Origin of the sequence: Pseudoalteromonas aliena (assembly GCF_038155085.1) — a bacterium.
In the GTDB taxonomy this organism is placed as follows: Bacteria; Pseudomonadota; Gammaproteobacteria; order Enterobacterales; family Alteromonadaceae; genus Pseudoalteromonas; species Pseudoalteromonas aliena_A.
In genome coordinates, this window is the sequence record NZ_JBAKAU010000014.1 from 1 (window position 1) to 20,748 (window position 20,748).

At 40.8% G+C, this 20,748-nt stretch carries 19 protein-coding genes and 1 other RNA gene; 18 read left to right on the forward strand and 2 right to left on the reverse strand.

The window, feature by feature from the left end; translation table 11 throughout:
• Positions 1-493: 493 nt before the first annotated feature.
• The 5 genes from nfsB (at position 494) to V6260_RS13410 (ending at position 7,942) form a co-directional block, all read left to right on the forward strand.
• A complete protein-coding gene (gene nfsB, locus V6260_RS13390) occupies positions 494-1,162 on the forward strand; it encodes an oxygen-insensitive NAD(P)H nitroreductase (protein ID WP_341594654.1) in 669 nt (222 codons plus the stop codon).
• A gap of 56 nt (positions 1,163-1,218) precedes the next feature.
• Positions 1,219-1,851: a putative quinol monooxygenase gene (locus V6260_RS13395; protein WP_341594655.1), complete on the forward strand. Its 633-nt coding sequence runs from the start codon at positions 1,219-1,221 to the stop codon at positions 1,849-1,851.
• A gap of 286 nt (positions 1,852-2,137) precedes the next feature.
• The gene (locus V6260_RS13400) at positions 2,138-3,553 is read left to right on the forward strand and encodes a TolC family protein (protein ID WP_341594656.1); all 1,416 of its coding nucleotides are present in this window, start codon (positions 2,138-2,140) and stop codon (positions 3,551-3,553) included.
• The gene (locus tag V6260_RS13405; protein ID WP_341594657.1) at positions 3,543-4,862 is read left to right on the forward strand and encodes an efflux RND transporter periplasmic adaptor subunit; all 1,320 of its coding nucleotides are present in this window, start codon (positions 3,543-3,545) and stop codon (positions 4,860-4,862) included. The genes V6260_RS13400 and V6260_RS13405 overlap by 11 nt, the downstream gene beginning before the upstream one ends.
• On the forward strand, positions 4,859-7,942 hold the full coding sequence (locus tag V6260_RS13410) for an efflux RND transporter permease subunit (protein ID WP_341594658.1): 3,084 nt from the start codon (positions 4,859-4,861) through the stop codon (positions 7,940-7,942). Before V6260_RS13405 ends, V6260_RS13410 begins: the two co-directional genes overlap by 4 nt.
• Positions 7,943-8,078: 136 nt before the next feature.
• On the opposite strand, the gene ssrS is transcribed toward V6260_RS13410, so the two are convergent.
• A non-coding RNA gene (gene ssrS / locus V6260_RS13415) (6S RNA) lies at positions 8,079-8,261 on the reverse strand.
• Between the two features lie 193 nt (positions 8,262-8,454).
• Between ssrS and V6260_RS13420 the strand changes: the two genes are divergently transcribed.
• Genes V6260_RS13420 through V6260_RS13435 form a run of 4 tightly spaced genes read left to right on the forward strand, consistent with a single transcriptional unit; the run spans position 8,455 to position 12,744 of the window.
• Complete coding sequence (locus V6260_RS13420) at positions 8,455-9,018, forward strand: UPF0149 family protein (protein ID WP_149593990.1); 564 nt, start codon at positions 8,455-8,457, stop codon at positions 9,016-9,018.
• A gap of 38 nt (positions 9,019-9,056) precedes the next feature.
• On the forward strand, positions 9,057-10,379 hold the full coding sequence (pepP, locus tag V6260_RS13425; RefSeq protein ID WP_341594659.1) for a Xaa-Pro aminopeptidase: 1,323 nt from the start codon (positions 9,057-9,059) through the stop codon (positions 10,377-10,379).
• A gap of 14 nt (positions 10,380-10,393) precedes the next feature.
• The gene (gene ubiH, locus V6260_RS13430) at positions 10,394-11,581 is read left to right on the forward strand and encodes a 2-octaprenyl-6-methoxyphenyl hydroxylase (protein ID WP_341594660.1); all 1,188 of its coding nucleotides are present in this window, start codon (positions 10,394-10,396) and stop codon (positions 11,579-11,581) included.
• Positions 11,578-12,744, forward strand: coding sequence for an FAD-dependent monooxygenase (locus tag V6260_RS13435; RefSeq protein ID WP_341594661.1), 1,167 nt, complete (start codon positions 11,578-11,580; stop codon positions 12,742-12,744). The genes ubiH and V6260_RS13435 overlap by 4 nt, the downstream gene beginning before the upstream one ends.
• A 288-nt stretch (positions 12,745-13,032) precedes the next feature.
• Here the strand turns inward: V6260_RS13435 and V6260_RS13440 are convergent, their stop codons facing one another.
• Complete coding sequence (locus V6260_RS13440; RefSeq protein ID WP_341594662.1) at positions 13,033-14,232, reverse strand: alpha/beta hydrolase-fold protein; 1,200 nt, start codon at positions 14,230-14,232, stop codon at positions 13,033-13,035.
• Between the two features lie 344 nt (positions 14,233-14,576).
• Here V6260_RS13440 and rpsF point away from each other — a divergent pair, with 344 nt between their 5' ends.
• The 9 genes from rpsF to alr all read left to right on the forward strand — a co-directional run bounded on the left by rpsF (position 14,577) and on the right by alr (position 20,730).
• Positions 14,577-14,918 (forward strand): 30S ribosomal protein S6, encoded by a 342-nt coding sequence (gene rpsF, locus V6260_RS13445; RefSeq protein ID WP_008110420.1) that lies wholly within the window; start codon positions 14,577-14,579, stop codon positions 14,916-14,918.
• A 43-nt stretch (positions 14,919-14,961) separates the two neighbouring features.
• Complete coding sequence (gene priB, locus V6260_RS13450; protein WP_004588456.1) at positions 14,962-15,279, forward strand: primosomal replication protein N; 318 nt, start codon at positions 14,962-14,964, stop codon at positions 15,277-15,279.
• 12 nt (positions 15,280-15,291) lie between these two features.
• Positions 15,292-15,519: a 30S ribosomal protein S18 gene (rpsR, locus tag V6260_RS13455; RefSeq protein ID WP_002962753.1), complete on the forward strand. Its 228-nt coding sequence runs from the start codon at positions 15,292-15,294 to the stop codon at positions 15,517-15,519.
• Between the two features lie 35 nt (positions 15,520-15,554).
• Positions 15,555-16,007, forward strand: a complete 453-nt coding sequence (rplI, locus tag V6260_RS13460; protein WP_058548074.1) for a 50S ribosomal protein L9 — start codon at positions 15,555-15,557, stop codon at positions 16,005-16,007.
• A 186-nt stretch (positions 16,008-16,193) separates the two neighbouring features.
• Complete coding sequence (locus V6260_RS13465) at positions 16,194-16,742, forward strand: RNA polymerase sigma factor (RefSeq protein ID WP_341594663.1); 549 nt, start codon at positions 16,194-16,196, stop codon at positions 16,740-16,742.
• A complete protein-coding gene (locus V6260_RS13470; protein ID WP_341594664.1) occupies positions 16,735-17,211 on the forward strand; it encodes a hypothetical protein in 477 nt (158 codons plus the stop codon). Before V6260_RS13465 ends, V6260_RS13470 begins: the two co-directional genes overlap by 8 nt.
• Before the next feature lie 9 nt (positions 17,212-17,220).
• Positions 17,221-18,159: a DUF4097 family beta strand repeat-containing protein gene (locus tag V6260_RS13475; protein ID WP_341594665.1), complete on the forward strand. Its 939-nt coding sequence runs from the start codon at positions 17,221-17,223 to the stop codon at positions 18,157-18,159.
• A gap of 112 nt (positions 18,160-18,271) precedes the next feature.
• The gene (dnaB, locus tag V6260_RS13480) at positions 18,272-19,651 is read left to right on the forward strand and encodes a replicative DNA helicase (RefSeq protein WP_341594666.1); all 1,380 of its coding nucleotides are present in this window, start codon (positions 18,272-18,274) and stop codon (positions 19,649-19,651) included.
• On the forward strand, positions 19,651-20,730 hold the full coding sequence (gene alr / locus V6260_RS13485; protein ID WP_341594667.1) for an alanine racemase: 1,080 nt from the start codon (positions 19,651-19,653) through the stop codon (positions 20,728-20,730). Before dnaB ends, alr begins: the two co-directional genes overlap by 1 nt.
• The last annotated feature ends 18 nt before the right edge of the window (positions 20,731-20,748 follow it).

Here is a 20,748-nt window from a genome sequence, read left to right on the forward strand (position 1 = left end):
TTCGACTCGGTTAGTCGGCACCATTTATTTAAAGCCTCGCTTAATTGCGGGGCTTTTTGTTTTGGATCTTAGAATTAAAAATACCCATAGTTAATAGCTAAGCAACTGACTTGTAATCAGTAGTCTGTATAAGTTACCCATTCGACTCGGTTAGTCGGCACCATTTATTTAAAGCCTCGCTTAATTGCAGGGCTTTTTGTTTTGGATCTTAGAATTAAAAATACCCATAGTTAATAGCTAAGCAACTAACTTGTAATCAGTAGTCTGTATAAGTTACCCGTTCGACTCGGTTAGTCGACACCTTTTATTTAAAGCCTCGCTTATTGCGGGGCTTTGTTGTATCTGTAATTTATTCAAGGTCATTATGGGTAAAATGTTCCATATTCATTGGGTTGTTTCTTCCTTTTTCTATTGCCATATTTTGCGCACAATTACCTCATCGAAAAGCAAAGACCTTGACTTATGTGTTTTCAATCCGAGATAAGGGAGGTTTATGACTCAAGATATTACTCATTACGCAAAAAATAGACAGTCAGCTAAAGCGTACAATCCAATCAAAAAGATCTCTGCTGACAATATTGAAAAAATTAAAGAGTTACTTAGATTTAGCCCTTCAAGTGTTAACTCACAACCTTGGCATTTTATATTAGCGTCTAGTGATGAGGCTAAAACCAAAATAGCTAAATCAACAGAGCGTTTATTTCCATTCAACAAAAAATCAATTTTAGATGCATCACATGTACTCGTGTTTGCTAGTAAATTAGATATTGAGCAAGACTATTTATTACGTATTTTAAATCAAGAAGAAAAAGATGACCGTTTTGTAGCAGACCCAGTCGTGTTTAAGGAGCGTATGCATGGTGGCCGTAATATGTTTATTAACTTGCACAAACAAGATTATAAAGACGTACAGCATTGGATGGATAAGCAAGTTTATTTAAACTTAGGCGCATTTTTATTGGGTGTATCTACTTTAGGAATTGATGCAACGCCAATGGAAGGAATTGAAGTTAGCGTACTTGATGAAGAGTTTGGTTTACGCGAAAAGGGTTATTCAAGTTTAGTTGTTGTTCCTTTGGGGTATAGCGACGATGAAAATGACTTTAATGCCACTCTTCCAAAGTCGCGTTTAGAGTATTCAGAAATTTTAACTGAAGTTTAATTTTTACTTACTGCATTGGTTTAACTGATGCGGCGCTAATTTCTTTGGAGTTAATTATGATCACGCAAATAGTTAAATTTAATATTAAAGACGAATACATAAATCAATTCAAAGCGCTGCTTGAAGATGATAAGCAAGGCGCTAAAGCCGAAACAGGCCTACTGGAAATGCGTTTATATCAAGATAAAAATGCATCTGGAGTCTTTTTTGCTTACGAGCGTTTTGAAAACCAAAATGCAGTTGATTACCATGGTGATCAAGTGTATACACACGCTTTATTACAAGTTTTACCTGAGATTAGCCAATCAGCACCAGAGGTTATGCTTCTTGAAACCACTGCTCCTGCACCACTTTACGAAAGTAATCCAAAAACCATAAGCCCAGAAGATGATGTGTTTATTTTATTTTTTATATTTAAAATTAAGCCAAGTTTTAAAGAGCAGTTAATAGAGCATTTTGAAACGCATGTAGAGCAAACTCGTATCCAAGAGCCCGGTAATCTAGTGTTTGACTTATATAGCATTGAAAACAACACCGATACATTAGTTGTATACGAACATTGGCGAAATGAGTCGGCTCTTTGGGATATTCACTTTAATCAGCCGTACGCGCTGGAAACAGCAAAACTGTTAGAGCAAGCTGTTATTGGTGATATGAAACAGTACATGAGCTTTGTTACTGAAATTTAAGCTCTTTACAATTCGCTATAATATTGCCTTGTTAGTGACCTATTTTACTATTGTAATAATAGGTTACTAATTTAATACAGTGTGTGTAACTTCCTACCTAGCAAATGTCATGCGTTATGGCGTTTACTTTTTAACATTTAAACTTGATCAAACTCTCATTTTTGCCGTATAACTGGCTATTATGTTAGTTCATCGCTAGCTATGTAATGTTATGTAAAGTAGGTTGAGCAAAAGTTGCCAAAGTGCTTGAATTACGTTCATAAATAGCAGTAATTTAGGTTTAATTATGATTTGGCAATGCAAGCCAACCCTACTGGCAATTAGTGTGATGCTGCTCAGCGGTTGTGCGAGTAATTTAAACTCGTCTCAGCGTTTAGAACAGCCCGATGATGTGCCAAAGCAGTGGCAACAAAAAGCATCAAATTCAGTATTAGCAGTAAAAAACGATTGGCTTACACAGTTACAAAATCCTACGCTTAACAAATTTGTACAACAAGCACTTAAAAATAACCAACAGCTTTTGCAAACGAGTTATGATGTTGAAATTCAAAAGCAGCAGCTAATAGTATCTGGCGCAGCACTTTGGCCAAACTTAGATATATCTGCTCGCACAAGTCGAAGTAAAGATAATCGCCCTGTTAGTTACGATAACGCAAGTTCAGTCAGTTTAGATTTAACTTATGAAGTTGATTTATGGGGAAAACTGTCTGATTCTAAGCGTGAGGCTAATCTTAACTATTTAGCTCAACAAGCACGCTTTGAGCAAGCTAAGCAGCAACTGGTCGCAGATGTTGTTACCAGTTGGTTTGATGTCGTTTCAGCGCAGCAGTTGCTAGATCTATTTAAACGCAGAGAAGAAAACGCCCAACAAAGCCTAGAAATAATTGAATCAGGCTATCGTCAGGGGATTAATGAAGCACTTGATGTGTACCTTGCTCGAAACGAGCTTAACACTGAGCGCACTCGCATAGCGACGCAGCAAGCCAATTTATCGGCCTCATCGCGTATTTTGGAACGCCTGCTAGGCGAATATCCAAAAGGTGGTATTAGCGCTAATAGTGACTTACCCGTTATTAATACCGATATACCTTTAGGTTTACCATCAGAACTTATAACGCGCAAACCCACATTGCGTGCTAGCTGGTATGAGCTTTTAGCTACCGACGCAGCTTTAGCTTATGCACACAAACTGCGTTTTCCTAGTTTAAATTTAACGGCTTCTTTGAGTGATAGCACTGACAGAGTAAGCGATTTATTTTCTCCTTCAAGCCTTGCATGGTCGTTATTAGGTAGTATTTCAGCACCGCTTCTTGAAGGCGGGCGCTTAGAAGCAAATGAAGAAATAGCGCGTCTTAATACTCAAAAGCAAGAGCAGCTTTATTTACAAACGCTTTATGACGCTTTTGGCGATGTTGAAAATGCAATTTCGCAGCAGCAGTCCCTCAAAGCTCAATATACAAGCACACTAGAGGCACAAGAAAACGCCCTCGCAGCAGAGCAGCTTTCGTTTGAGCAATATCAAAGTGGCTTGGTGACTTATACAACGGTACTTGATGCTCAAGACCGTTCTTTTGACGCGCAAAGTTCTTTAATTGAAATCAAAAATCAATTAATAGCTAACAGAATTAACTTACACATTGCCCTTGGTGGTGATTTTGCAAAACCCTCAAGTGAACTAAAGAGCAATAACAATGAAAACTAAACCTGCAAAAATTTTAATCCCTGCCGTAGTTATCGTGGCGACTTTATTAATTGTTATGTTTATTAAAGGTAATCCACCTGAAGCTAGGCGTTCAGGTAAGCCACCTAAAGCAATAATAAGTGTTTCAGCACTTGAGCTAAAACCGCAAAATTACCAAATTATGATAGACAGCTATGGCACGGTAAAACCGCGTACGCAAAGCTTATTGGTAGCCCAGGCTTCGGGGCAAATAATTGACGTAAGCGATGACTTTAGAGAAGGCGGTTTTTTTGAAAAAGGCGATGTACTTTTAAAGTTAGATGATAGAGATCACCAAGCTGAAGTAAAGTCGGCGCAAGCTAATTTATTAAGTGCAGAGCAAAGCTTACTTGAAGAAAAAGCCCGAGGACAGCAAGCCATAACTGATTGGCAGCGTTTAGGTGGCTCTGAAAAAGCAAGTAGCTTAGTGCTTCGTGAACCACAATTAGCAGCCGCTGAGGCAGAAGTTTTGTCAGCGCAGGCTGCACTTGAAAAAGCACAGCTTGATTTAGAGCGAACAAAAGTAACAGCGCCTTATGCTGGGCGTATACTCAGTCGCAGTGTTGACTTAGGGCAAGTGGTGAGTAATAACACGCAACTTGCCACTATTTATGCAATCGACAGTGTTGAGATCCGCCTGCCTATTAAAAATAAAGATTTGTCGTTTGTTAATTTACCAGAGCAGTACCGTGATGGCGCTAAAAACCAAGCAGGTTCTTTAGTTGAGTTTACCTCTGATTTAGTAGGAGAGCAGCAATGGCAAGGGCAGCTTACACGCACTGAAGGCGCTATAGATGAAAATGCACAGCAACTTTATGTTGTTGCTAAAATTGATGACCCATACAAAGCGACAGCTAATAATCAATACCCTATCAAAATAGGACAATACATAAAGGCGCAAATTACCGGGAAAACAGTGTCTGATGCACTCATAATTCCTAATAGCACCATTTACCAAGGCACTTACGTTTACATAGTGCAAGAGGGTGTACTTAAACGCAAAGACATCACGCTTGCTTGGCAAAACGCGACACAGGCAATGATAAAAACAGGCCTAACTGCGGGCGATAAATTGGTGCTAACACCACTTGGACAAGTGAGCTCGGGTACTCAAGTGAGTATTTTAGGTGAGCAAAATGCAGAGCAAACTAAAGGAAAAAGTGCGCAGGGGCAAGGCAGAGGAAAGCGCATGACAGCAGAGCAGCTTGAGGAAAAAGCAAAAGAGTTGGGTATTAGCGTTGAAGAGTTAATGAAAAAGCGCCGCGCTGAAAAACAAGGAGGCAGACCATGATAGCTTGGTTTACTAAAAACCATGTTGCTGCCAATTTATTATTAGTAACATTATTATTGTCGGGGCTTTTTAGTTTATCAAATAAGATACCGCTTGAAGTTTTTCCGTCTTTTGAAACTGATATGATAAGCGTAAATGTAAGCTTATTGGGCTCAACACCAGAAGATGTAGAGCAAGGGGTGACTATACGTATAGAAGAAGCAGTACAAGACTTAGAGGGCATTAAACAAATATTTAGTCGCTCATCAGAAGGTTCTGGTTCTGTTACTATCGAAGTAGAAAGCGGCTACGACCCTCGTGAATTACTCGCTGATATAAAAAGTCGAGTAGATGCAATTAATACCTTTCCTGCTGATGCTGAAAAGCCTGTAGTGGCTCTTGCTGAGCGAATTAGAGATGTAATTGCTGTTACCGTATCAAGTGTTTATGGCGAAAAAGAAACCCTTGAATACGCCGAAAAAGTCCGCGATGATATTTTGCGTCTACCCAACGTAACGCAAGTAGAGCTAAGTGGTGTTCGTGATTACGAAATTGCTATAGAAGTAAGCCAAGATACCCTTCGTCAGTACGATTTAAGCCTTGCAGAAATATCCAGCGCTGTCGCTAATTCGAGCAAAGATATTTCTGCTGGTAACTTAAAAACGCAAGGGGGAGATGTACTTATTAGCTCTAAAGGGCAAGCTTATCGTAAAGATGAATTTGCCAGCATTGTGGTAAAAAACCAAGCAGATGGCACCATTATTCGCCTAGGGGATATTGCATTAATCAAAGATGACTTTGAAGAAACCCCAGTGCGCACTCGCTTTAATGGTAAGCAAGCGGCCTTTATTGATGTGTATCGTATTGGTCCGCAAAGCGCGATTGCAGTTGCAGATGATGTAAAAAATTACATTAAAGAAGAGCAAAGTTCATTACCTCAGGGTTTTGAGCTCAGTTATTGGGATGACGACTCAGAGCTTGTTAAAAGCCGTATTTCAACCTTAACAACTAATGCGCTACAAGGCGGTATTTTAGTTCTTGCTTTACTTACTTTATTTTTGCGCCCGGCCATTGCATTTTGGGTGTTTATTGGTATTCCGGTTTCATTTATGGGCGCGTTTATAGCCATGCCTATATTTGGCGTAACACTTAATATTATGAGCCTATTTGGCTTTATATTAGTGTTGGGAATTGTGGTAGATGACGCCATAGTAACCGGCGAAAACGTCTATACCCACTTAAAAACAGCCAAGTCTGGCGAACAAGCTGCCATTATGGGTACTCAAGAGGTCGCAACCCCCGTTACTTTTGGTGTATTAACAACCGTTGCCGCATTCCTACCTTTAGCCTTTATTGAAGGAGCGCGGGGTGCCTTATTTGCTCAAATTCCGGTGGTGGTTATTCCGGTATTACTATTCTCATTGATTGAATCTAAATTTGTATTACCGGCGCATTTAAAATATATAAAACTGCGTCATGAACAAAGTAAACCTTCAAAGTTCGATGTTCTTCAGCAGCGTTTTGCAGATGGATTTGAAAACGCTATTTTAAAGTACTATCAACCAATATTAAATTTAGCGCTGCGCCATAAGCTGGCATCGGTTAGTTTATTTATCGGTGTGTTTTTTATCATCTTAACCATGATCACCAGTGGTTGGACTAAGTTTGTGTTTTTCCCGCGTATCCCAAGCGAAACAATAAAAGTAGAGCTTACATTGCCTACTGGGACTCCGTTTGAAGTGACTAATAAATACGTGATTGATATGTCGCAAAAAGCGCAGCAATTACAAGAGAAATACCGCGATCCGGATACCGGTGAGAGTGTTATTTTAAATATATTAGCAACAACAGGTGGGCGAGGAGGCGTTTCTAATTCAGGCTCTGTGCGCTTTGAAATTACACCTGCTGAAGAGCGCGAATCAGACATAGGTTCCAGTGAGCTTGCAAGTGAGTGGCGTGATTTAATTGGGATTATACCAGGGGCAGAAAGCCTCACGTTCAGAGCTGAAATAGGACGAAGTTCAGATCCAATAGATGTGCAGCTAAGCGGTACCTCGTTAACTATTTTACAAGATGTAGCTGATCATATTAAAACACGCTTGGCTACTTACCCAACGGTATTTGATATTGCAGATAGCATGTCAGATGGTAAAGAAGAGTTACGCATAGAGCTTACCGATCAAGGTTTAGCGCTTGGATTAAATAGATCCGATGTTGCAGGGCAGGTACGTAGCTCGTTTTATGGCTCGCAGGTACAGCGTATTCAACGTGGTCGCGATGATGTGCGTGTAATGGTGCGTTTACCTATTGATGAACGTCGCTCAGTTGCTGATTTGAAAAACATATTAATAGACACCCCCTCAGGTGGCTCAGTACCGTTGTCACATGTAGCTACGCTAAGTGCTGGGCAAAGTCCATCGACTATTTACCGTATAGATCGTTACCGTACTTTAAATATTACCGCTGATATAGAAAAAGATAACACTAACATGACGGTGCTTCAGGCCGATTTAGCTGAGTATTTAGATGGTTTAATGCAGCAATATCCTGGTGTTGATTACAAACTCGAAGGTGAAGCTAAAGAGCAAAGAGAGTCGTTTGGCTCACTCGGCTGGGCACTCATTTTTGTGTTCTTTATAATTTATGCATTACTAGCTATACCGCTTAAATCGTACATGCAGCCAATTATTGTAATGAGCGTTATACCATTTGGAATGATTGGTGCCGTGGTTGGGCACTGGATCATGGGCATGGATTTAACCATTATGAGTTTGTTAGGTATGCTTGCACTCATTGGTGTTGTGGTAAATGACTCGCTGGTTTTAGTTGATTTTATTAATAAAAAGCGCAGTGAAGGTGGGGCTATAATTGATGCGGTTAAGGCTGCTGGTGCATCACGCTTTCGCCCAGTAATGTTAACCAGTTTAACTACATTTATAGGCTTAATGCCGCTGTTATTTGAAAAGGCAACGCAAGCACAATTTTTAATTCCAATGGCGGTAAGTCTCGGGTTTGGGATTATTTTTGCGACCTTTATTACGCTATTACTAGTACCAATAAACTATATGCTGATGGAGCGGTTTCAGGGTTGGTTTAAGTAAATAAGCGTAAGCATTTAAAATTTAGCTGTAAGTAAGAAATTGCTTGCAGCTTTTTTTTGCCAAAAATTATAAAAATAATGTACGAAGGTATAGCAAAAAATGAATAAGTAATAAGAGGGTGTATAAAAATAAGAAGGTGTTCCCCAAGATACGGTACCCGGTTTCAGTCCTGAAACCAGAAGGTTTCAGGGCGGAAATCTGCGGTCTACCGTAGGCTTCTCGGTACATGCCGAGCTTGCACAATAGTAGACGAACAGAAATCCTGGTATAAAATTTATCGGCTCAGGGACTTAACCAAGCTCCGGTACCCCAGGGAACAATTTAAGTATATAAGACATAATCCAATCCTTAAACCCTAAACGTAAAAAATTAAACCGTTCGCTTAGTTTTCCCACAGCTTTAACTCATCATTTACTTTATCGCATGGTTTTTGAGCTTGATCATACAATTAATTGGAGTTGCTTTTTATCGAGTGGTAGCATTGGTTTAACTAGCAAAGTGAAGATATAAACATGAGCGATTTACCAGATTACGAAAAAGCCCAGCTGCTTTTAGAAAAAAATGAAATTTTTGTATCACCTGCAGAAGCCCACGGCGTTATTAGTGGCTTATTAGCATGTGGGTTGAGTATTGATGACAAAGAATACTTAGGCTTATTAAGCGACGTATTCAACGATGGTGAATCGTTTAGTAACGATTTAAAGCAATTTTTTGGCACTATTTATAAGCAAGTAGTTGCAAGCTTTAACGATGAAGCCTTTGCGTTTGATTTATTTTTACCAAGTGACGACGAAACACTCATCGATCAGGCAAATGGCCTCGTATCATGGGTTGCAGGCTTTATGCTTGGCTTTGGTTTAAAGCAAAAAGATTACGGTAAGTTATCGGCAGATGTTAAAGAGGTTATTAGTGATTTTAGCGAGATCACTCGTCTAGATACCACCTTTGAAGAAACCGAAGAAGACAGCAATGCGCTTCATGAAGTGATTGAGTATGTACGTGTGTCAGCACTGCTTTGCTTTGCAGAGTTAGGTAAAGAGCAAAAAGCACAAACAACTAAAAAAACTCTGCATTAAACATTCACTTTTAAAACAGCAAAACGGGTTGGTAAATAATGGTTGAAATAGATAAGTCAGAATTTAAAGCACGTCGCGAGCGCTTACTTGCACAAATGGATGCAAACAGTGTGGCAATTATTCCTGCCGCCAGTGAAGTTACCCGCAGCCGCGACACTGAATATGCTTTTAGACAAGATAGCGACTTTTTTTACTTAACTGGTTTTAACGAACCCGATGCTGTTTTAGTGCTTAGTAATAACAGCGAAATACCTAGTACACTTTTTTGCCTTGATAAAGATAAACTAGCCGAAATTTGGCATGGCCGCAGAATAGGCTTTGATAAAGCTAAAAGCGACTACTTGTTTGATGAAGCTTACCCGCTAAGTGAATTAAACGATAAGCTAGTAACTATACTAACTGAAAAAGATGCAATTTATTTTGCACAAGGCGCTTATCCTTCATTTGATACTAAAGTGTTTTCGTTACTCGGTACGCTTAGAAGTGGTGCGCGAAAAGGCCTTAAAGCACCGAGTACTTTAAAAGAGATACGTGGCCTTATTCATGAAATGCGTTTGTTTAAATCGCCAAGCGAGATAGATGTTATGCGCGAAGGCTGCGAAATTAGTGCCCGAGGGCACATGCGGGCAATGCGCTATTCACATGCTGGGGCTGCTGAATTTCAGTTAGAGGCAGAGCTGCATCATCATTACGCTATGAATGGTGCGCCGCACCCCGCGTACGGCACCATTGTTGGCAGTGGCGATAACGCTAATATTTTGCACTACACGCAAAATAGCGATGTGTTAAAAGCGGGTGACTTAGTATTGATTGACTCTGGTTGTGAGCTACAAGGTTATGCTGCTGATATTACACGTACCTTCCCTGTAAATGGGCAATTTAGCGAGCCGCAAGCCGCGCTTTATAATATTGTGCTTAAGGCGCAAGAAGTGGCTTTTGAAGAGGTTAAACCCGGCGGGTTTATGTCGCACGCTAATAAACGTGCAATGGAAGTGATGACCCAAGGTTTAATCGAACTTGGTATTTTAACCGGCGATTTTGACGAGCTAATGGCAACAGGGGCATGCAAAGAATATTACATGCACGGGCTTGGGCATTGGCTTGGTTTAGATGTTCACGATGTTGGCGCTTACAAAGTAAATAACGTTGAGCGTGCATTTGAGCCGGGTATGGTGCTCACTATAGAGCCAGGGCTTTATATAAGCGAAGATTCAAACGCACCGCAGCAATACAAAGGTATAGGTATTCGTATTGAAGATAACTTACTTGTCACCGAGTCGGGGCACGAAAACTTAACTCAAAGCGTACCTAAAACCATAAACGATATTGAAGCACTTATGCAAAGCGCTAAAAGCGCATAAGCTTGGAGAGTAAAGTGGCTAAGCAGTTTGATGTTGTAGTTATTGGGGGCGGGCTTGCAGGAGCTAGTTGCGCGCTCAGTATTGCTAAAACAAACCCTTCACTCACTATTGCGGTAGTAGAAGCAAATCCAGTAACGGGCGATTACCACCCAAGCTTTGATGACAGAAGCATAGCGCTTGCTCAGCAATCGGTTGAGTATTTACAGCGCTTAAATTTGTTTGATAAAAACGCACCGTATACTGCGGCGATAAAAAAAGTAAGCGTGTCGGATCGCGGTCACTTTGGTAAAACGCATATTAGTTGCGACGAGTTTGCTAAGCCCTCACTAGGTTACGTCGTTGAGGTAAACCCATTTGGCCGAGCACTCTATCAGCGATTAACACAGGCGAGCATTTCACTTTATTGCCCCGACAGTGTAAGCACTATTAAGCAAAGCCTAAACAATAACGAAATTACCCTACAAAGTGGCGAGCAATTAAATACTAAGCTACTTGTTATTGCCGATGGTGCACAATCTCCAACCCGCAAATTACTTGGTTTACGCTTTAATACTCAGCCCTATGAGCAAGGCGCTATTATTGGCAATGTTGAAGTTGCAGGTGGGCATTACAACCATGCCTACGAGCGGTTTACCGAGTACGGCCCTATGGCACTTTTACCAATGAGCAATAACCGTTACTCGTTAGTGTGGTGTATGAAGCAGCAGCAAGTTGAGCAGCATACCGCCTTAAATGAAAGCGACTTTTTAAATGCCCTACAAAGTGCATTTGGTTACCGAGCAGGACAATTTATAAAAGTGGGCACACGTACAAGTTATCCACTGGTTTATGGCCAAGCAGAATCATTAATGGCACATCGTACAGTAGTAATTGGTAACGCCGCGCATGCTATTCACCCTATTGCAGGGCAGGGCTTTAATTTAGGCCTACGTGATGTACAAGTACTGAGTGATTTAATTGCAACGAGTAAAAACGAATTAGGCAGCTATGCGTTTACCCGTGAGTATTCACAAAAGCGCAGTAGCGATATAAACACCGTAATGAGTTTAACCGATGCACTTGTTAGACTTTTTTCGAACTCATCGCGAGTGCTCGCATTGGGGCGCAGTATTGGGTTGTTTTCGATGGATTTATTTCCCGCATTAAAAGCGCCATTAGCCAAACAGTTAATGGGGCAAGTTAAACAAGGTAGGCGTTTATGAAGCAAGCACAGGTTTGTATTGTAGGTGGTGGCTGCGTAGGGCTAACACTGGCACTTGGATTAGCAAAAGCCGATATAAGCGTAGTTGTACTCGACGGCGCACCAAATCAAGCATTACCAACTAACGAATATGGTTTGCGCGTAAGTGCGCTAAGCATTGCAAGCCAAACTTTGTTTGAGCAATTAAACGTGTGGCCACACATAATGGCAGAGCGAGCGTGTGCCTATACGCATATGGACGTACGCGATGCCGACAGCTTTGGCAAAATAGCCTTTAATAACGAGCAGCTAGAGCTTGATCACTTAGGCCATATAGTAGAAAACGACATTATTCGTTTTGCACTTATAAAAGAGCTAGCGCAACAGCCAAGTGTCACACTCATGTTTGATACCGAGTATCAACAAATACACCAAAGTGAGTCCGACGTATTTATAACCCTTAAAAGCGGCGAGCCTATTATTGCTAAGCTGCTGGTGGCGGCCGATGGCGCAAATTCAGCTATACGCAAACAATTTAATATGGCGCTCAGCTTTAAAGATTACGACCACCACGCGCTAGTTGCTACGGTTAAAACTAAAGAGCCACATGCAAGCACCGCGCGCCAAGTGTTTTTACCAACTGGGCCACTCGCGTTTTTACCTCTGAGCGATGCAAATACGCATTCAATAGTATGGTCTACCAGCCCAAACCACTGCGATGAGCTCCTTGCAATGGATAACACTGCCTTTAATAAAGCCGTTATGGCTGCAATAGATGGCCAATGCGGTTTGTGTGAAGTGCAAAGTAAACGCGCTGCTTTCCCACTTAAAATGCGCTACGCCCAGCAATGGGTTTCAGGTAAAGTGGTACTCATTGGCGATGCTGCACATACAATCCATCCACTTGCAGGGCTAGGTATGAACCTAGGCCTAAAAGATGCGGCTTATTTAATTGAGCTACTCACAAGTGATAGTAAGGAGTTTGCAAGCACGCGCACACTTCGCGATTACGAGCGTACCCGTAAGCTCGATGCGCAAAAGCACATAGCCATGATGCAAGGGCTCAAAGAGTTATTTGAAGGTGTAAACCCAGTTAAAAAACTTATTCGTGGAGTCGGGCTATCTTTAGTTGATAACCTAGGCCCAATAAAGCATCTATTCGCCAAAGAAGCGATAGGAAAATAACGTAGGTTGGGAAGAGCGAAGCCTAACAGATAAAGTAAAATGGTTAATTTTTAGCTTTCAGCTGTTAGCTTCCAGCAAAAAAAAACGATGTTTAGTTTAAACATCGGTTTTTTGTTTAAGTGACTTTAAATAGATTAAAAGCTGTGCTTTTCACGCGGGCAAGCTCGGCGTCTACAATAAATTTTAACCACCCAGTTTGGTTCTAATTGTAGGCGTACAGCTTGCTGACGCGACGAGTGGAGCTCGTAATTACTATCGTTAGTTAAAAAACGCTTTGCGTTAAATCAGCTACAAATTCTCTTGTGCTTCACTCACCATATCTTGTAGTGCATCAACTAACATTGGATCTCGCGAGTTTTGTTTAGCAAGCTTTAGTGCGTATTTCATGCTAGTAACGGCTTCTTTAAACTTTTTGTCAGCCGTGTAGCCTTGTGACAATCGCATGTGAGAATAAGCGGCATTAGGATAATCGCGAGTAAAGTGTTTAAGCGTAGTTATCGCTTTTTTAAAGTTACCAAATTTTTGCTGGCTATGGGCAAATTCTACGTACACGTCTTGTGGAATTTTAAGCTCAAAACCGTATTTATCACTTAGCGCTTGGTAGTAACCAGTAATAAGGGATACATCAGCAAACTTTCCGTGCTCGTCAGTCACTTTGAATATTAGGTCACTAAATAAGGTAATTAGGCTATCGCTAAGTGCTGGTAGTATGGTGCCCATATGAGAAAAAGTAGGGTAATGCTTATACTCCCATTTTAGCTGCGTAGGCATTTGTTGTTCTAAATTTACTAACGTATTTAGCACACCTGTATAAAAGCGTGACCCTTCACTTGCTACACTAATAAATAACTCTTGAGCGCCTTTAGGGTTTTTAGCGTATTTAATAATGTTATTTTTTAACTCTTCATCACTCCACCAACTATTTGGGCTTATAGCTATGTAGTTGTTAAATAATTCAGGCTGATTAACTAAAGTATAAAGCGCTAATGTACCAGCATTAGAGTGACCAATTAAGGTGTTGTAGCCGTTAGTTGAGTAATTACTGTTTATGTAAGGCATGAGTTCGTTAGACACAAACTTTAAAAAATTGTCGGTTTGCCCAGCGTCAGGCCACTTATTTTTAACAAAGGTTTGAAATTCAGTTTTTGGCTCACCTTGTACTTTAGGTAAGTAATCACGAACGCGGTAGGTTGTATCAACACCAACAAGCATGGCATTAGGTATCTGCTCGTAATCAACAAGGGATTTTATAACGCCAGATGCCGTATGAAAGTGCTCAACACCATCAAGTAAATAAATAACATAAAGCGGCTGATCGTCTTTTACGGTTTCAGGTATAAAAATTCTGATAGGCCTGTCTTCGTTAAGTATTTTGGATTGTAGAATAACTTTTTCACCAACGGATATGTCGGTTGCAGAGGTGTTTGCATAGCTTAAAAAAGAGGTACTAACTGTAAGTACTAACACAAGCGATAGTAAGAGCTTCATAAATATCCTTATTTAATAATGTGTTGTTTAATAATTGCACGGCTTAAAGTTTGAGTAAATGTTTATTTTTTAGGGGCAATTGTAGAGCTTAAGTAATTAACAGCTACGCTTTTCACAAGAGCAAGCTCAGTGCCTACTTATGGGTGTGCAGCTCGCTGGCGTGATGAGTAAAACGGGCAATATTTACCTCTATAAACTTATCTATTAAAGCTTAAAAAGCTGCTTGCTTAATTATCAATCTAAGCGTAAAATGCGCGCTCATTTCGGCTTTTAAACTATTAATTCCTTGCCTTAAACCGACCGGCCGAAACGGTAGAAGGCTCTATTAACCGTAAGGAATATCCATGCGTCATTACGAAATCGTATTCATGGTTCACCCTGATCAGAGTGAGCAAGTATCTGGTATGATCGAACGTTATACTGGTTCTATCACTGAAGCTGGTGGTACTATTCACCGTCTTGAAGACTGGGGCCGTCGTCAACTGGCTTACCCAATCAACAAGCTTCATAAAGCTCATTATGTTCTTATGAACGTTGAAGCACCTACTGAAGTAATCAGCGAGCTAGAAACTACTTTCCGCTACAACGATGCAGTGCTTCGTAACTTAGTTATGCGTACTAAAAACGCTGTAACTGAAGCGTCTCCTCTTGTAAGAGAAGAGAAGAAAGAAGCACCAGCTGCTTAATTGTTTTGAGTCCTAGCATGGCACGTAGTCAGCAGTTAGTGTAATGGTTAGCCCATATATGAATCAGCTGGTTATATCGGGGGTTGTTTGTAAAACACCCAAGTTTAGCCAAAGCCCTGCAGGCATACCGCATTGTATTTTTGTTGTAGAACATAAATCAATGCAGACCGAGGCAGATCTTAACCGTAATAGTTACGTTAGGCTTCAGGTTGTTGCCAGTGGTAAGCAAATGCAACAACAGACTCAACATTTGCACGTTGGGCAGGCATTGCAAGTGAGTGGTTTTTTAAATCGCCACGAAGGTCGTAACGGCCTTAGCCAATTGGTTTTGCATGCTCAGCATATAGAAAGAATTATTTGAGGAATTAATCTCATGGCACGTTATTTCAGACGTCGTAAGTTCTGCCGCTTTAAAGCGGAAGGCGTACAACAAATCGATTACAAAGATCTAGCTACTCTTAGAAACTATGTTACAGAAAGTGGCAAAATCGTACCTAGCCGTATTACAGGTACTAGCGCTAAATACCAGCGCCAGCTAGCAACTGCTATTAAGCGTGCTCGCTACTTAGCCCTTCTTCCATACACTGACTTACATAAGTAAGCAGCGGATTAACAGTTTTTAAAAGGTGTAGAAACATGCAAGTTATTCTACTAGATAAGATCGCTAACCTAGGTAGCCTAGGTGAACAGGTTGTAGTTAAATCTGGTTTCGCACGTAACTTCCTTTTCCCGCAAGGTAAGGCAGTTCCTGCGACTAAAGCTAACATTGAAACTTTTGACGCACGTCGCGCAGAACTTGAAGCGAAAATCGCTGAACAGTTAGTTGCTGCACAAGCACGCGCTGACAAACTAGAAGCATTAGCTGAAGTTACTTTAGTATCTAAAGCTGGTGACGAAGGTAAGTTATTCGGTTCAATCGGTACTCGTGACATCGCTGACGCTATCTCAGCTGTTGGTGTTGAAGTTGCTAAATCAGAAGTTCGTTTACCTCTAGGTACTATCCGTGAGACTGGCGAATTTGATGTTGCAATCGCAGTACACTCAGACGTAACAGCTACTATTAAAGTAATCGTTATTGCTGAAGCTTAATTTTTAATTAAGCCCAAAAAGCCGTGCTTTTAGTGCGGCTTTTTTGTGTCTAAAATTCCTCTAAACGCCTTCTAAATATCCCCAAATAAATATTTTTATTATTTATTTAAACCTTTTTTGTCTGTCTTTGCGTCTTACTAATCAATAAACTAAAAACATAAAAATAACTAAAAGGCGATATCACGGATGTTACACGTTAAACCCGAAAACGCGCCCATGTGCGAAGCTGCATTAATTGAGCAAGTTAAATCGGGTGACCAAGGTGCATACAAAGCGTTATATGAGCTGCACATAAAACGTGTTTACGGTTTATGTTTGCGCTTATTGGCCGACGAAGCGCACGCTGAAGATGCAGCCCAAGAAGTGTTTGTACTGGTGTGGCACAAAATAGCGCAGTTTGACGGGCGTTCTCAGTTTTCTACTTGGTTATACAGTGTGGCAAGTAACGTGGCGATTAGTTATGTACGTAAGCACAAAAGCTGGTTAAACAAAGTAGTAAGTATTGAACAAAGCGGCATGGATGAGCAAAGCGCACAAAGTTGTAAAGGTTTAAACGGGTTAGATAAATTAATTGTTCGCTTACCAGAGCGTGCCCGCATGGTTTTTGTTTTATATGCTATTGAAGGCTACCGCCACGAAGAAATAGCTAAGCAATTAGGCATGGCTGTAGGGTCTAGTAAATCGCAATATCATCGCGCAAGGCAGTTATTACAAGAGTGGTACGAGTATGAGTAAGCAAAATTTTGATGACTACTTAAATGAGTCTTTAAATAATTTAAATAAAGACATAGCACCTAATAAACCGCTTTGGGCGGGAGTCGAACACGCCATAGTGACGGCAAAGCCAAGTGCAAATAATAAATCATTGTGGCCAAAATTAACGTCTATTGCTGCTTGTAGTGTGGCCGCATTGCTTGCTGTAAATATGTTTATAAACAATAACGAGCCTAGCCAGGTAATGGTTATGAGCGATTATTTTAAAGCGCAAAAGCAAAATTTATTAGTGCAGTATAAAAACCAAGATGCACTTACCAATAACTGGCAGGCACAGCTACAAGAACTGGAAGAAGCAGAGCAAGCAATCAAACAAGCGCTTGAAAACGAGCCTCAAAATCAAGCGTTACTGACTATGCTGGCGCAAGTTTACCAGCAGCAACTCGATTTAATAAACAAGGTGCATGCACCGCGTTGGCAGCAAATATAGGGGAATAACATGAAAGCAATTTTACTCGGATTAAGCCTATTACCACTAAGTGTATTAGCGGGTGATAAAATAGATAAGCAAATAGGCGTACCAAGCGGTGGCACTATTTTCATTGAAAACCAGCGTGGCGATGTACAGATAACTGGTTGGGATAAAAATGAGTTTAAAGTATCTGGTGAGCTTGATGATAAAGCACAAGGCTTTGAGCTAAAAACAACAGGCGATAAAACCGAGTTTATAGTAAAAATGCCAAGCAATTTGGGCTGGGGAAACAATGGTGATGGCTCTAACTTAACTGTATTTATGCCAAAAAACAGTGGTTTAGAATTTGTGGGTGTTAATGTGTCGGTGGTAGCTAAAGCTCTTAAAAATGGTGTTGAAGTTGATGTAGTTAATGGTGAAATTACCGTTGATGATATTACTGGCAATATTAAGCTCTCCACGGTAAATGGTGATGTAAACGCAGAAAATTTAAACGGTAATATTCAATTTGAAACCGTAAACGGTGAAATTAACGATAGTCAATCAAGTGGCGAGCTGCGTTTTAGTGCCGTAAATGGTGATATCAAATCAAGCTCAACAGCAAGTGATGTACGATTAGAAAACGTCAACGGCGATATTGATTTTACATTATCGAGCATTAAAAATTTACGTATCAATACCGTAAATGGTGAAGCCGAAGTACACATTAAAGAGCTGCTAAAAGGTGGTGATGTGCGTTTTGAGTCGGTTAGTGGCGATGGTGAGTTTTATTTCCCGCAAAGTGTATCAGCTAAATTTGAAATTAAAGCCCATGCTAATGGTAAAATTATTAATAAAGTAACCCGCGATAAAGTAAGCAAAGCTAAATACGGCCCTTCAAGCGATTTAGAGTTTAGTGCAAATGGTGGCAATGCAAATGTTGAAATGGATACGATAAGCGGGCGTATAGCGCTTCGTACTAAATAGCCTATTTAGCGTGTATGATTACAAAAAGCAGGAAAAGATTTCCTGCTTTGCTATTTGCACAGCCCCGCCAAGTCGATAGAATAGAGCCATTCAATTTTAGTACTGTGAAGTTATGGCCAAACCAGATAAGCAAGTCGACACCCTTAAAGTTCCTCCCCATTCAATAGAAGCTGAACAATCTGTTTTAGGTGGCTTAATGCTTGATAATCAAGCTTTTGACCGCGTAGCTGAGCTTGTTGTATCGCAGGACTTTTATACCCGCACGCACAAGTTAATTTTTGAGGCGATGACGGCGCTTGCTGAAATTGGCGATCCGATAGATTTAATTACAATTTCAGAAAGCCTAGAAAAAAATAATCAACTTGCTGGTATTGGTGGTTTTGCTTACTTAGCTGAAATAGCTAAAAACACCCCAAGTGCCGCTAATATTGATGCTTACGCAAACATTGTACGTGAACGTGCTGTTGTACGTGAAATGATTGGCGTGGCAAATGAAATTGCAGAAGCGGGTTTTAATACCGAAGGGCGTACTAGTCACGACCTACTCGACTTTGCCGAAAGCAAAGTATTTAAAATTGCTGAGCAACGTACAAAAAGTACGGAAGGCCCGCAAAGTATTCATAACATACTCGAAAAAACCGTTGATAAAATAGAAGAGCTATATCAATCGCCACAAGATGGTGTAACGGGTGTAAGTACAGGTTATGCTGACCTTGATAAAATGACCACAGGCTTACAACCTTCTGATTTAATTATTGTTGCAGCACGTCCGTCGATGGGTAAAACCACCTTTGCGATGAACCTTGCAGAGCACGCGGCTATGACTCAAGATAAGCCAGTGCTTATATACTCATTAGAGATGCCCTCAGAACAAATTATGATGAGGATGCTCGCATCACTTGGTCGTATTAACCAAACTAAGGTACGTACCGGCCAACTAGATGATGACGATTGGGCGCGACTTTCATCAACGATGGGCTTGTTGATGGAAAAAGGCAAAATGTATGTTGATGATGCATCGGGGCTTACACCTACCGATGTACGCTCGCGTGCAAGGCGTATAGCGCGAGATCATGGTGGTATTAGTATGATCATGGTCGATTACTTACAATTAATGCGTGTACCTAGCTTATCGGATAACCGAACACTTGAAATTGCAGAAATCTCGCGCTCTCTTAAGTCGCTTGCAAAAGAGTTAAAATGTCCGGTTGTTGCGCTTTCGCAGCTAAACCGTACGCTAGAGCAACGTGCCGATAAGCGCCCAATTAACTCAGATTTACGTGAGTCAGGGTCGATAGAGCAGGATGCCGATTTAATCATGTTTATTTACCGTGACGAAGTTTACAACGAAGACAGTACCGATAAAGGCATTGCCGAAATCATCATAGGTAAACAACGTAACGGCCCAATTGGTAAAGTGCGTTTAACATTCCAAGGTCAATTTTCTCGCTTTGATAATTACGCGGGGCCAGCGGTAGATGACGATTACTAATGCGCTTAGCCACTGCTGAAATTAATTTAACTGCACTTGCGCATAATTTAGCGCAAGTTAAGTGCTTTGCACCTAACAGCAAAGTAATGGCAGTGCTAAAAGCAAATGCTTACGGGCATGGATTAGTAACGATTGCGCAGCATTTAAATAATGCTGATGCATTTGCTGTAGCACGTATAGATGAAGCCTTAGCGCTTCGTGCAGGCGGGTTAACCAAACCAATAGTGCTGCTGGAGGGCTTTTTTAACAAAGCCGACTTACCTATTCTACTTGCCAATAATTTTCAAACTATTATTCACGATGAGTACCAATTAGCGGCGCTTGAAAAAGCAAAGCTTGATGCGCCAATAACATGCTGGCTAAAAGTAAATACAGGTATGCATCGATTAGGTATTGCGCCAGAGCAGTTTGAAGCGTTTTATAACCGCTTACAAAAAACACCTAACGCTAAAAATACGGTTAATTTAATGACCCACTTTTCGTGTGCTGATGACGTTGATAATGCTAAAACGGTTCAACAAATTATGCTATTTGATAACTTAGTAAATGGCATTGACCAAGCACATTGCTTATCAAATTCAGCGGGTATTATTGCATGGCCAAGCGGCCATGGTGATTGGGTACGCCCTGGGCTTATGCTCTATGGTGTATCGCCAATGGCAAATAGCATTGGGCAACAACACAAGTTAAAACCTGTTATGCGTTTAACTACGCGCGTAATTGCAGTACGAAATGTGCCTGCTAATGAGGCTGTTGGATATGGTGGCCGTTGGAAAAGTGATAAACCAACCAAGTTAGCTGTTGTGGCTATGGGTTATGGTGATGGCTATCCTAGGCATGCTAAAGAAGGCACGCCCGTTATAATTGGTGAGCAACGTTATGGTATTGTAGGTAGCGTAGCTATGGACATGATTAGCGTAGATATAGGCGCTAATGAGCATAATATTAAAGTTGGCGACAGAGTCACTATGTGGGGCCCTGAACTACCAGTTGAAGAAATAGCACTATGCGCTGATACCATTCCTTACGAGCTATTATGTAATATTACACCACGCGTAGGTTATGAGTATCAGCCGTAGTTAGTTTTTAGCGTATAC